The sequence below is a fragment of the Thiorhodococcus drewsii AZ1 genome (assembly GCF_000224065.1).
GTDB classification, from domain to species: Bacteria; Pseudomonadota; Gammaproteobacteria; order Chromatiales; family Chromatiaceae; genus Imhoffiella; species Imhoffiella drewsii.
The window spans coordinates 14,555-26,962 of record NZ_AFWT01000035.1; the positions used below are offsets into that span (position 1 = coordinate 14,555).

The window sequence follows — 12,408 nt, forward strand, 5'->3', positions numbered from 1 at the left end:
AGTTTTCATCTTGGCAAGAAAAACTGTCAATCTGATGATCTTGCTTCGACTATGCCCGGTTTGTCTGGGAGCGTGCTTCTGCTATCCAGCCCAAAATGGGTCTGAGAATCCGACGCCATCTGGTGAGTTCTCCCTGGCATGCGCTCTGTTCCTTCCACATCAGTAATTCGTCCAAGGCGCGTTCGGGCGTGGTGTAGCGGTTCGTGATACGGCTGACATAAGTCGGATACAGCAAGAGCGTTCCAGCGACCAGCATGTCGATGTTCAGCACGCGGGTTCTGCGCGCGAGCGGCTCGCGGTCCAATGTCAGCCCCCATCCTGAATAGAAGGGCTGACCATGGCAGACGACCCTTTTATCACGCAAAAGCGCTTCAAATCCGGCCAGGGAGGTCAAGACATGCACCTCGTTGACCTGATTCAGGAGCGTCGCCATGGATGCCTGCGTCACGAGGTCGTCGCACCAGTCATGCGAGAGGCGCTCGTTTTCGCCTCCCGCGCGCAAGCCTGCCAAGACATCGGGGTGAGGTTTGTAGATGACGTAGGCATCCGGGTTTTCGTGTCTGACACGCCGCAACAGATCCATGTTGCGGCGGATACCGGGTGTCGCCAATCGGAGCGAGGCATCCGTTTCCACTTGACCCGCGACCAGGATGATCCGCTTCGCGCCGCTTGGAGGTTGCCAGTCGGAAGTGCCGACATTGTATTTCGTCAGCCCCGATTCGACGATCTTCTCTCGCAGCTTGCGGGCTCTCGATAGCAGGGCCGGGTCGAAATCCCTGTTCTGAAGGATGACCTCCAGGTCCGATGGGCGACTTGCGTCATAATAGAGACCGCGCGAGTCCACCACCCACGACAGCGGTTGGACCAGATCGGCCCCAAGTCCGACCGACCGCAGAAAGCCATCCTCCAGACGCAAGGTTTTCTGTCCGGCTGGAGAGGATCTCAAACCCCAGACGGCCAAGGTTTCACCGGGCAAGGCCTGGTCGATCTGGCGGCCAAATCCGAGTTCGCTGCCTTGCAGGAAGCGTTTCACCAACGGCCGCTTCCAGGGAGAGAAGTCGATCGCTTGAATCGGCTCCGCGAAGCGTTCGCGCAACTGGCGTTGCAAGCCCATCCAGTCGAGCACGCGTTCCACCTCACAGCGTTGGTTGGTCTCTGGATCCAGATAGCGCGGACAGGCGATCAGTGCCGCGTGGATCAGTTGCTCCAATGTGATGACCGAGCGCCGCTCTGGAGCGGGCTGTTCGTCCTGGGTCAGGCCCCAACCGGCATAGAACGGCATCCCGAAGGTTCGTACTTGGCGCCCCCAGATGAGCGCCTCGAAACCCAGTTGCGAGGTGACCGTATAGACAGTCTCAACCTGCTCCAGCACGGAGACGGGGTGGATGTCTCGCGTCAGTAGATGGACGCGATCGATCTTGCTCAGTGCCTGGGGGTCGAAATGGCCGCGTTTGCGGCCTGCATAGACATCCGGGTGAATCTTCACCAGAATCGTTGCGCCCGGGTTCTCGTCGAGCGCAGCGACAAGCATCCGCTGGAAGCTTGCAGGTTCGGCCAAACCGAGTTGGATCGCCGGATCGCCGAATGTCTGATCTGCCACCAGCACGGCAGGGCAGGGCAGCGGTAAACATTCCTCCGGCAGATGGTTGTACTTGGAGACGCGCGCATTGCACCAAGCCGAGCGCAGGCTCCGTGCACGTGCCAGTTCGGTATCGGACAATGCCTGTGGGATCAGAGACTCTAAGCGAGAGGGCTGGGTCGCGTCGTAATAGATGCCCAGATCATCGACGATCAGCGATAGGGGTGGATCCTGGTTTCCGAGTCCGACGGAACGGAGAAAGCCGTCTTCCAGTGCGATATAGGGTAGGCCGTGCCTGTGAGCGTAGTTTCGTGCGCGACGCGAGGTCGATTTCAATCCCCATCCCGCAATGGCGGTTAGGTCGGGATGGGCGCGGAGTGGGTTTAGGGAGGTAATGGGTTCTCCCAGGAATGTTTCCAGCGCTGGGATCCTCTGGATTCCGCGCGAAAGGATTCCGATCATCAAGAACCTCTATGCAATGGGAGGCAGGCGCTTCGTTTCAGGGTATTCTGATCGCGAAACCGCATGCAGCCGTTAGGTTGGTGAGTACCCTCGAGTTCCAGATGCCGAATCATCCCGATCAACCGCTCGTTTATCTGATTGATGAGCGAGCCAATCCCTCGACCGATTATTTCGTGCTGCCCGTCTTGAGGGCCAACGGATATCGGATCGTTCGTTGCGGTTTTCGGCCAATTCCGGATCCGAATCAACTCGATGGTGCCATGGTTGTCTTCGTGCGCTATGTACCCAAACATTGGGCGAGGCTGATCGAGCGGGTTCGCCCGAGGTTGGCAGATCTGATCTTTTTCATGGACGATGACCTGTTCGATGGCAATGCCGCGCGTGGCCTTCCCTGGCGCTATCGCTTCAAACTCGCGCGGTTGGCGACTTGGCGCCGAGGATGGCTGCGCGAGCAGGAGGCTCGGCTTTGGGTGTCCACGTCCTACCTTCAGCGCAAATACGCGACCTGGCAACCGACTCTGGTGTCGCCCTTGCCATTGGTGGCGTCTGGTATCAATGACATCATCCGCGTCTTCTATCACGGGAGCGCCTCGCACGCCGCGGAGATTCGATGGCTGTATCCAGTCATTGAGGCTGCCATTGGAGCCGAATCTAGATTGGTCTTCGAGATCATCGGCGGGAACGATGTGCATCGGCTATATCGGCGCCTGCCTCGAACCAGCGTCGTGCATCCCATGTCCTGGCCCGCCTATCAGGCGTTCATCGCCATGCCGGGACGACATATCGGTCTGGCACCCCTGCTCGATCGACCTTTCAATCACGCTCGTTCCTGCACTAAATTCTTCGATATCACCCGGTCTGGTGCCGTAGGGATCTATGCGCCCGGAGCGGTGTGCAGCGAAACGGTCGAGCATGCGGTGGATGGCTGGGTCGCTTCGATGGATCAACAGTCCTGGATCGAGACCATTCTGAAACTGGCCCATGATGAGTCATTGCGTCAAACGTTGCTCGCTGGAGCGATACGCAAGCAGACATCGGTCAAAGCCATGGGCGTGTGACCGATGGCATGTGGCTCAGTGAGAAATCCGGTCGTTGATAGCTCAGGTTTTGGTTGTAAAAGGGGTCGTGTTGCATGACGTGTCCCCAGCGTTTGCGCATATAGGCGAGTTCGCGTGCCGCCCGTTTTACCTTTTTCGGATTCTCTCCTTTCCCGCGCGAGACCGATTCGTGATGATACAACTCGGCATGCGGAGTCCAGATCACCCGCCGGCCAGACTCGCGGACGCGCAGGCAATAGTCGACATCGTTGAACGCCACTGGAAGATTGCGTTCGTCGAGCCCTCCGAGATCGAGATATAGGTTACGCCACGTCATGAGGCAGGCGGCGGTAACCGCCGACAGATCCTGAGCCAGGATTGCGCGATCGCCATATCCGGGCTCTTCGCGTTCGAGAAAGGCATGCAGGTGATGCGCGCATCCGCCAGGACCGACGGTGTCGCCCGCATGCTGGATTCGCCCGTCACTGTAATAGAGCTTGGCACCGACTACACCGACGCCGGATTGGATGAGGTGACCGAGCAATACCTCGATCCAGTCTGGCGTAATGACCTCGGTGTCGTTGTTCAACAGACAGATCGCCTCGCCAGTGGCATGTCGCGCGGCCAGATTGTTGAGCGCCGAAAAATTGAAAGGACGATCGTCGCGCAGTACACGGATCCTAGGCGTTCCCCTGTTCGCAGTGAATGCGGAAGTGCGTCGATCCTCGTCGGTGCATGAGCGGCCAAGCCTATCGAGGTAGGCGAGTGTTTCGCTTTCCACGCTGCCATTGTCGATCAGCAGGATTTCGAGGTTCCGGTATGTGGTGCGCGTCAGAATGCTTTCGATACACCGGCGCAGATAGTCCAGTGTGTCGCGAGTCGGGATCAGCAGGCTGACGCGTGGCTGATGGTTCGACAGCGCATAGTGAACCCGGAAGTGTCGACGCGGGGTCTGTTCGACGCGTGCTTCGACGCCGAGTCGATCGAGATGTGCTTGTACAGGATTGGCGTGAACGGAATACTCGTCCTGTGCGTTTCTCTGGATTGTGCTGTGCTGCATCTTCGGAAAATGCCACAGAGGCGCGGCGAGATGTCGAATCTCTTCGCCTTTCAATCGCTCGGTAACGCGCAGCAACAGATCGTGGGAGTCCATGTTCTTTAGATGCGCTGGTTCTTCGCTGTCTAATGCATCCTTCAGAACGGCGCCATGGAACGCGGTTGCCAGTCCAATGTAATCGGTGGAGCGCAGTAGTTCGGGTGACCAATCCGGTTTGAAGCAGGGATCCCCATGTGATCCATCGGATTGGATGTCATCGTGGTCGCAATAGATGAGGCGCGCCTTGGGGGTGGATCTGATCTCGTGTGCCAGCCAATAGAGTGCATGCTCGGATAAGAGCGTTCCTGGCTTCAGAATCAGCGTCCAATTGGCTTCATTGATGCTGCTGGTGATCTCGAAATCAGGATAGAGTTGGCGCTCTAATGATTCCAGGGTTTGGGGCAGCATGGCGTCGCTGTCGGTGCTGGAATTCGGAATCAGAATGTCGAATGTCGGTCTGTTGCGCCAGCTGCGAATCAGCCATCGAATACGGCGACGGTCGGATTCCTTCAGACGGCCAAACAGGTCGAACCATTGTTCATAGAACAGCGATGGGGCATAGAAGCGTGTATTTCCGGCCAGCCGATAGGCCTTCTTTAGATCTAGGAGCGGGGTGATGGCTCTCAGTCCAAGCGTCTGGCGTTGTTGTCGCGAGAGCTTGGAATAGACGGGGAGAACGCGTCGCCAGCGATAGGCGATACGTTCGAGTCGCGACACCGGTCGGACGGTCCACTCATGCAGCTCGCACTCACCGATGGAGTTCATTGGTTGAAGTCTCAGGTGACGCGTATTCGGGGGAAGCCGAATCAGCTCCAACAATGTGCCCTTGAGTGAAATGGGCAGATCATAGGTGTAGCTGGCGCCCGTCTCGGTTTCCGCGATCAGTCGCGCTGAAAAATCACGTCCTCGACGCAGCAGGCGCCCGCGCAGCAGCACCCATTCAGAAGGAAGGCTGCCGGGCCAGGTCAATTCGATCCAGGCCGGCGTGTCGACGACCTTCCAGACTTTTGTGCCGGAGCGAAAGACATTGGCTCCCTTGGCTTCGTGCAAACGGATGCCTGAGGGCGCGGAACGCTCGGTCATGGTTTGCTGGCGGGCGCTTGCCAGACTTGCGTGCCCAGACATTGTCCGCTCGGTACGGCAACGCACTGGATGCAGTCATTGGGCGCCAAGGGTGTATCGAGATGGAAGTCGAAACCGACGCATCCCTGACGTGGAGCGCCGAGGTTGCGCAAACCGGGCCTCTGAGTCGTGGCGCTGACGGTTGCAACGGGCACCTCATTGATATCCAGCCGCACCATTACGGGGGTTCTCTGGCGCGTGAAAGCGAATCCGGAAATCGTCTTGGCCTTGACCGCTTGGATGGCGCCATGAACGAAGGCGTGACCTGATGCCTGGGCCGTGAGACGTGCCTTGAGCAGGCTTGCGATGCGTTCCACCAAGACGCTGTCTGAGCGGTTGGTTTCCAGAATCCGGCGTTCGATCTCCGGATCGAGTCGATAATTCGCAACCTCGGCCTTGCGGGGATTGATGTTGAGCGTCAATACCGAAAACCCAGTCTCGAAGGTCTGGTTGAGCAAGGCCAGGCTTTCTTCATAACGATCCGTGAGGCCGATGAAGCCGATGGCCTCAAGTGGAACGCCCGCGAGCAATCGACTCTGTCTGTTTTGATTTCCCGGGTGAGCGACGAATGCCTCCAGGGTGTCTTTATAGCCGAACCGACGGCGGTGATGCTCGAAATGCGAGATGACCTGATCCACCGGGTGGCGCACGAAACTAAGGGTGTTGAGGATGGAAACCAGCGGCGCATAGCGGCCAATCGGTACATGACCACAGATCAGTCGGCACCCGGTCTGCTCGAACTGGCTGGCGAGCTGAAAGAAATCTTCCTGATCGTAAGACCAGGTACGTATCAGCGGCGTGGTGTCTGTGTCGAGTCCATAATCGCATTGAATGGCCTCCTTGCCGAAATATTCGACGGCGGCCTTGCGAAAGCTGGTCCCGGCCGTTTTGGGGATGTGCACGAACAGCAAGGTGTGTGGGAGAGGGGAGAGGATGTCTTCAGCCCTGCGGGCGAGCGGTAGCGGCGGGATGTGCGGGGCGGTCGGGTCGCCATTGGGACACATCTTGCCCTGTGCGGGAAAGGGGCGTTGCCCTGGATGGGCCGGCAGATAGAGATCGCTCGGTCGTCGAGCCTGCTCATGCCAGAGTCTGGCGGCCTCCTGATAGTCTTTGTGCATCCCTGAAAAGACCGATTTCAGGTTCGTTTCGGCTCGCTGCGTCAGTGAGTTGGGGGCGTGCCGTGCGAACGATAGCGGCAGCCCTGGATAGACCTCGCGGATCGAATCGGCACCATAGGCGTGGATGATGCGATAGTAGTATTCGGTATCGGCATTTACGGTGACTCGATCCCAGAATCCCAACTCCTCAAAGACGGTGCGGCGAAATAGTAGCGAAGAGACATTGCGGTGGACCCACCCCATCCAGCCGGAGGGTGTGCTCCATTGTCCGAATCGCATATCGGTCGTCGTGCGCACCCAATGGGAGACCGTTGCGACCAGATCGGGCGAGTCGAGCAAGGCCGTGACCTGCGACTCGATCTTGCGTGGGTGAGACCAGTCGTCGCTATCGTGCGTCGTGATGAAGGCGCCGCGTGCCGCTGACAATCCGAGATTGCGTGCGGCGTAGGAGCCCTGGTTGCTGGTTTGGCGCAATAGACGAAAGCGTGAATCGCGTATGGCGAATGCCTCGGCCAAGGCGGCCGTGTCATCGGAGGAATGATCGTCCACCACGATGATTTCCAGTGCCGGCCAGGTCTGTCGCGCCAGGCTCTCCAAGGCGGTTGCGAGCGTGTTGGCGGCATTCCAGACAGGAACGATCACCGACACCAATGGAGCAGCCAATTTCAGTGGTTGCTGTCTGTTGGTTGCAATGGGTGCACAGTCGATGCCGTCCAGCGTCAATCCCTCGGGTGCCTGAGTGTGATCCGAGGATACTCGGACCGGCTCCAGGTCTCGCGCCAGATAGGGGCGATTGATCCAGGCCAGTCGCTGTTGAGTCGTTGATGCCGCTTCATTCTGTGGTTCCTGGGCCAGCATCAGATTCGACTGCAAGAGACACAGATCCGGGTGATTCGGATGTTGCTGGAGCAGGTCGTCCAGAAGGCACTGGGCTGTCTCCAGGGCGCCCGTGCGTATCTCCGCGTCGATGTCCAGCAGGCGTGGTGCCAGGTGTCCGGGCACGGGCTGTGCCAGAGCGCGATAGCGTCTCAATACGCGCGCGACCGCGTGCCAGTCTCCTCGCCAGGCATACCAGCGCCCGAGCGACCAGGCGGCACAAGCGATCTCCTGATCACTGATTCCCGGGGTCTCCAACTGTTTTTCAAGCGCGGGCAGTGCGGTCGCCTCCGCCCCGGCCCAGAGCTGATCGTTCAATAGGGCCGACTTTAATGCCTGCGGCAGTCGCGCCTCGCCGTAACCGTGACGCAAAAAATGCAGCAAGGGATTCATGCCCGCCGCCTTCACGTCGGGGTATCGGGTCAGATACCAGGCGGAGTCGAACGATTCGCTCGGGCGCCTTCCCTCAAGGCCGCCGTAGAGCAAATAATGCAGCGCAGGATGCTTGGCCCACTGAGGATGCCTGGCGACATCGGAATAGCGCGCGAGATAGTAAGCCGCGTCGAAGTAAGGACTTAGCGCGAGCAATGCGGCATCCCGACGAGACTTCGCGCGTTTTCGCGCTCGACGCCACCAACGTGGGGTCAAGGTGAGGCGCTGGGGCAACGAGGATGTCTTGGCGCGAGATCCCTGCATGGAATTTTGAGTGTGTGGCTGCCTGAAAGGAGGCGCATGTTAGCATAGGCAGTGATGTCGTCATTTTTGAGGATTGAGCCTGTCGATGGATAGTCTTTTCATTACAACCGGTTATGCTGGAAGCGGCTGGGATTTGGCACTTTTCGCCTGTTCGCTGGATGCCTATGAAGGCGTTGACGCCGACCAGCTGTCCAGCTGGCGTGATCAAATGGCGGCGCGCTCGAGTTGCGGTCAGGCGCTAGAATTGCGGTCAGAGATCGATCCGGATGCCTCTATGCTTGAGGTTCTGGACCAATGGTTGTCGCGTCAAGATTACTCCCGACCCTTGATTCTCGCCGATGAACGCGATTTCTGGCTGCTCGATGTCTGGGCCGCCCGTTGTCCGCAAGCTCGCTTCCTGCTGTTTTACACGGCTCCCGAAACCGCGCTGATTCAGGCACTCTTACGTGGCGATCAACCCGATGACTTCCTGTCTGGTTGGCGTATGGCGGCACGCCATCTGATCGGTTTTCAGCGTCGTTATCGTCGTCGCGCCCTATTGTTGGATGCAGACTCCGCGCGCCTTGACCCTCAAGGGATGGTCGAGGCTGTTCGAGGTTTGGGACTGGAGTTGAGCCTCTTCGATCGCGAGTCGTCCGCCCCCTCAGTGGAGTTGCCTCTCGAACGCATGTTGGTGCGACGCTGGTTGGACATGCAGCCAGATTTGCCTCTCTTGCAAGCGGAGCTCGAAGCGCACGCGCTACCGCTCGCCGATCGTCCTCCACAGCCCGATCCGGATCCGTCCCAACTCGTGGAGCACTATCTGCGCGAACGTGCGCAACGCTCGGCCGAACGTGACGTTCAGGAACGTCTGATTGCCGAGAAGGAGGAGGGGCTGGCCCAGGCGCGGGAGCGTCTGAGCACGCTGGAAGCTGACTATAAAGATAGCAAGGAGGAAAACGAGCTGCTGCTGTTGCAGTTACATCAAGTCCAAGAGGAGCTAGAAAGTCAGTTCCTTTCGGCAAAGGAGCAGGAAGCGTCCTTGATACAGGCGCGCGACGAGCAGGCGCGCCGGGTAGCAGAGAGAGACAGCGAGTTGTCTCAGGCGCGGGGGCGTCTGAGCATGCTGGAAGCAGACCACAAGGACATCAAGGAGGAAAACGAGCTGTTGTTGTTGCAATTGCATCAAGTTCAAGAAGAGCTAGAGCAATATTTCCTGAAGTATCAGGCATTGGTGCCGGAGTCGTCCGATCCGACCGGTTCCTCGCCGCCAGAGCGGTCCGCCGTCATGCCTCCTCGCGCCGCAACAAGGCGCTCAGTCCGTCGTCCGCGTCCCCCTGCGCTTAAATTCCGTGGGCTGTTTGCAAAAAATCGCAAGGAGCGCAAGCGCTTGGAACGTTATATCGCGATCATCAAGGAATCTCGGCTTTTCGATGAGGAATGGTATCTGCGCCAATATCCCGATGTCGCCGAGGCAGGCTTCGATCCCGTCGAGCACTACGTGTGCCACGGTGTTGCCGATCGACGCAATCCATCCTCCTGGTTCGATACCCATTTTTACATGACCAGACACCCGGATGTGGCAGGCTCGATCATGAATCCACTGGTCCACTACCATCGTTTCGGTCAGGCCGAAAATCGCCAAACTCGCCCTGGTTGGAACGGATAATGGATTCCTGTCGACACTGGAGTCTCGAAAGCCCGATTCGGATTCTCGTTCTGTCTGAGATCCGCACGAGATGTCAACCTCAGATCGCGTCAAATTTGTTATGACTATCAATACACTCATCCATCTGGGCGCGGGTCCTTGTCAGGAGCTAGAGGCCCATCTGGCGCTGGATCCTAAGCGATTGATCCTGGTCGAGGCCGATCCGCGTCAAGCCGAGAAGCTGACCGCTCTTATTCAGGATGACGACCACGTCAGTGTGCGTAATCTGGCCATTGCCGCGACCTCGGGGTCTGTCACCTTTCATCGCTACAATCTGCCCGATGCCGGCAGTTTGCACCAAGCGACGCGCTTGCAAGCGCTCTTTCCAGGTCTCCGGTTTCAGCAAACATTAACCATGGAGGCACAGGATCCCTGTGCCTTCGTCGATTCGCTGGAGCTGAATCCAGACGCCGAGCATCTGCTCATCGTCGATCTTCCCGGGGAAGAATTGGCCGTGCTGCAGGCGTTGCATGAAGGCTCGCGACTTCACGGCTTCCGTCATCTGCAATTGCACTGTGGGCATGAGCCTCTGTATGCCAGCGGCGAAGGCGCTGGCGCGATCTTGGATTGGCTGTCTGGGCAAGGCTTCGACGTGGTTGCATGCGACGAGAGCCGTGATCCCGATAGGCCCTGCTGGACCCTGAGACTCAATCCACTCAAGTTGGACTGCCTGCGTTTTCAAGAGCGAATACAAACTCTCGAGCTCGACAAGCACGCCCTAGTGGAGGCGCGCGACGAGCAGGCCCGGCTCGCCGCCGAGCGCCAGCAACAGATCGAGACGCTAACCGCCGAAAAGGACGCGCTCGCCAAGTCCAAGGCGACGCTTACAACCGCGCGCGATGAGCAGATGAAACTCGCCGCCGAGAGCCAGCAGCGGATTGAGGCGCTAACCGCCGAGAAGGACGCGTTCGCCAAGGACAAAGCCGCACTGACAACCGCATGCGACGAGCAGGCCCGGCTCGCCGCCGAGCGCCAACAGCGACTCGAGGAGCTAACTGCCGAGAAAGATGCGCTCGCTAAGAACGAGGCGGCGTTTACAATCGCACGCGACGAGCAGGCGAAGCTTGCCGCCGAGCGCCAGCAACGGATCGAGGCGCTGAGTGCGGAAAAGGCCGCGCTCGCCCAGGAAAAGACGGCCCTGGCATCCGCCCGCGACGAGCAAGCCAAGCTGGCCGTCAACGCCAAGGCTGAAGCCGAAAAGCAGGCCAAACTCGCCGCCGAGCGTGCAGATCAGCTTGCCCAGCGCGATGAAGCCTATTCCGCCCTGCGGCGTGACAACGCCCTCGCGCTGCGCATACAGATGCTTCGCGAATCAGACCTGAGAGATCTCCAGCAGCGTTACGCCGAGGTCATTGAGAAAAAAGACAAGCAAGAGATCCTACTCAAGCAGCTCACAGAGCGGCTGACCCTTGCCTCCAGTTACTTGAATCAGCTCGAGCATCATTCGAACGGCAACGCCCGCACACCTGAAGAACTCACCGAGCGCACAGCCAAAGACACCGAGTTCGCCCCATCCCTTGAGCCGCAACAGCCATCCCAAAGCCAAGCCGGCTGTAGCGAGTGGCCATTGGGGAAATTGCCATGAGCCCGCGCAGTGCCGAGCCCTTCCGCGAGGTCATTGACAGCGCCCTTGATCTCCTGCGCGACTATGCCGGCGAAACGGCCTCCGACTCCAAGGCCCTCGCACAGCCGCTCCCGAGCCTGCTCGAGCAATGTCAGCAGCTGTTGGCCGAGGCCGAGGTGCATCAGGATCCACCACCGGTGCGCACCGTTCATCATCTCGCCTGCACAGGCGGCACCCTCATCAGTCGCTGCATTGCCGCGCAGCCCAACACGCACCTACTGAGCGAGGTCGACCCGCTGAGTCCCTTCGTTCCCGGCGGCTTTCTCCCGACTGACCTCATCGGCCTCAGCCGCTTCAGCTCGCGCCCGGCCGGCACCGAGACCCAGATTCAGCTCTTCCTCGTCGGCCTCGGAGTGCTCTATGGAGAAGCCCTGCGCCAAGGCCAGCAGCTCATCCTGCGTGACTACAGTCACGGTCAGTTCAACTTCAGCGATGCCGTCCCCGAGCGGCCCTCATTGCGCGAGATCGTCAGCCGAGCCCACCCGGTGCAATCCCTCGTCACCGTGCGTCACCCGCTCGACTCCTACCTCAGTCTGCAAGATACCGGTTGGGTGCAACACTTCACTCCGTCTACCCTGGACGAATACGCGCAGCGTTACCATCAATTCCTCGACACCTATCAGGACTGCGAGGTCATCCGCTACGAAGACTTCGTCGCCGACCCAGCCACCCTCATGCAGCGCATCTGTGACATCCTGATGCTTCGCTATAGCCCTGACTTTGCCGACACCTTCTCCGCGATCTCGCTCTCTGGCGACAGCGGTCGTCGCGGCGATCTCATCAGTCCACGCCCGTGCCGCGCCCATCCACCCACGATCGAGCAGGACGCGCGCGACTCCGAGCCCTTCATGACCCTGCTTGCCCGGCTCGAATACAGCCTGGCGGAAACAGGAACCAGATAGAGCGCGAGGTGGAGGTGGAGATTCGTCATCATGGCGTCGTCGATGGGGTCACTGGCTCCTGCCATGAGTTGGTGCTCGTGGTCCCTTCCTCGTGCATATCCTCCCAATGGGAGACGGCTTCTATCTTGACGCTGGGGAGCGATCGGTACCTATCGATTCACAAGGGTGTCGAATTCAGATACAATTTTTCTCCTTCGAGCCACGGCTCG

7 protein-coding genes are annotated in these 12,408 nt (G+C 59.1%); 4 read left to right on the forward strand and 3 right to left on the reverse strand.

Annotated elements, in window-relative coordinates; all coding sequences use genetic code 11:
- Window positions 1-49: 49 nt before the first annotated feature.
- Window positions 50-2,041, reverse strand: coding sequence for a capsular polysaccharide biosynthesis protein (locus THIDRDRAFT_RS18285; protein WP_007042388.1), 1,992 nt, complete (start codon window positions 2,039-2,041; stop codon window positions 50-52).
- Between the two features lie 101 nt (window positions 2,042-2,142).
- Between THIDRDRAFT_RS18285 and THIDRDRAFT_RS18290 the strand changes: the two genes are divergently transcribed.
- Window positions 2,143-3,099 (forward strand): glycosyltransferase family protein, encoded by a 957-nt coding sequence (locus tag THIDRDRAFT_RS18290; RefSeq protein WP_040845355.1) that lies wholly within the window; start codon window positions 2,143-2,145, stop codon window positions 3,097-3,099.
- On the opposite strand, the gene THIDRDRAFT_RS18295 is transcribed toward THIDRDRAFT_RS18290, so the two are convergent.
- Both THIDRDRAFT_RS18295 and THIDRDRAFT_RS24040 read right to left on the reverse strand, forming a co-directional pair.
- A complete protein-coding gene (locus tag THIDRDRAFT_RS18295; protein WP_245535888.1) occupies window positions 3,080-5,299 on the reverse strand; it encodes a glycosyltransferase family 2 protein in 2,220 nt (739 codons plus the stop codon). The two genes, THIDRDRAFT_RS18290 and THIDRDRAFT_RS18295, sit on opposite strands and share 20 nt — an antisense overlap.
- Window positions 5,254-7,878, reverse strand: coding sequence for a glycosyltransferase family 2 protein (locus THIDRDRAFT_RS24040; protein ID WP_050984769.1), 2,625 nt, complete (start codon window positions 7,876-7,878; stop codon window positions 5,254-5,256). The genes THIDRDRAFT_RS18295 and THIDRDRAFT_RS24040 overlap by 46 nt, the downstream gene beginning before the upstream one ends.
- Window positions 7,879-8,071: 193 nt before the next feature.
- On the opposite strand from THIDRDRAFT_RS24040, the gene THIDRDRAFT_RS18305 reads away from it, so the two are divergent.
- The 3 genes from THIDRDRAFT_RS18305 (at window position 8,072) to THIDRDRAFT_RS18315 (ending at window position 12,199) form a co-directional block, all read left to right on the forward strand.
- The gene (locus tag THIDRDRAFT_RS18305; protein WP_007042392.1) at window positions 8,072-9,634 is read left to right on the forward strand and encodes a hypothetical protein; all 1,563 of its coding nucleotides are present in this window, start codon (window positions 8,072-8,074) and stop codon (window positions 9,632-9,634) included.
- A 100-nt stretch (window positions 9,635-9,734) separates the two neighbouring features.
- Window positions 9,735-11,258, forward strand: a complete 1,524-nt coding sequence (locus tag THIDRDRAFT_RS18310; protein WP_040845358.1) for a hypothetical protein — start codon at window positions 9,735-9,737, stop codon at window positions 11,256-11,258.
- A complete protein-coding gene (locus tag THIDRDRAFT_RS18315) occupies window positions 11,255-12,199 on the forward strand; it encodes a sulfotransferase (RefSeq protein ID WP_007042394.1) in 945 nt (314 codons plus the stop codon). The genes THIDRDRAFT_RS18310 and THIDRDRAFT_RS18315 overlap by 4 nt, the downstream gene beginning before the upstream one ends.
- The last annotated feature ends 209 nt before the right edge of the window (window positions 12,200-12,408 follow it).

Coding starts and splice junctions, on each gene's coding strand:
- THIDRDRAFT_RS18305 (WP_007042392.1), top strand. CDS start 8,072: ATGGATAGTCTTTTCATTACAACCGGTTATGCTGGAAGCGGCTGGGAT.
- THIDRDRAFT_RS18315 (WP_007042394.1), top strand. CDS start 11,255: ATGAGCCCGCGCAGTGCCGAGCCCTTCCGCGAGGTCATTGACAGCGCC.
- THIDRDRAFT_RS18285 (WP_007042388.1), bottom strand. CDS start 2,041: ATGATCGGAATCCTTTCGCGCGGAATCCAGAGGATCCCAGCGCTGGAA.
- THIDRDRAFT_RS18290 (WP_040845355.1), top strand. CDS start 2,143: ATGCCGAATCATCCCGATCAACCGCTCGTTTATCTGATTGATGAGCGA.
- THIDRDRAFT_RS18310 (WP_040845358.1), top strand. CDS start 9,735: ATGACTATCAATACACTCATCCATCTGGGCGCGGGTCCTTGTCAGGAG.
- THIDRDRAFT_RS18295 (WP_245535888.1), bottom strand. CDS start 5,299: ATGTCTGGGCACGCAAGTCTGGCAAGCGCCCGCCAGCAAACCATGACC.